The organism is Bacillus sp. C28GYM-DRY-1, from assembly GCF_030519405.1.
GTDB classification, from domain to species: Bacteria; Bacillota; Bacilli; order Bacillales; family Bacillaceae; genus Bacillus; species Bacillus spizizenii_A.
The window spans coordinates 1-259 of sequence record NZ_JAUMKF010000096.1 but is presented as its reverse complement, the minus strand read 5'-3'; the positions used below and the strand labels follow the sequence as shown (position 1 = coordinate 259).

General features: G+C 45.9%; 1 rRNA gene. It reads left to right on the top strand.

Annotation, left to right across the window (positions count from 1 at the left end):
• Nucleotides 1–132 precede the first annotated feature (132 nt).
• A 23S ribosomal RNA gene (locus tag Q3W56_RS20840) occupies nt 133–259 on the top strand; the annotation flags it as partial.

Genomic DNA, 259 nt, shown 5'->3' with positions numbered 1-259 from the left:
CTGCTAAATGCGCCACGTCCTGTGGCAACGCATGTGTTAGCATGTCCTATGCGTTGTTCTTTGAAAACTAGATAACAGTAGACATCACATTCAATTAGTAAGACAAGATATCACATAGTGATTCTTTTTAATGGTTAAGTTAGAAAGGGCGCACGGTGGATGCCTTGGCACTAGGAGCCGATGAAGGACGGGACGAACACCGATATGCTTCGGGGAGCTGTAAGCAAGCTTTGATCCGGAGATTTCCGAATGGGGAAAC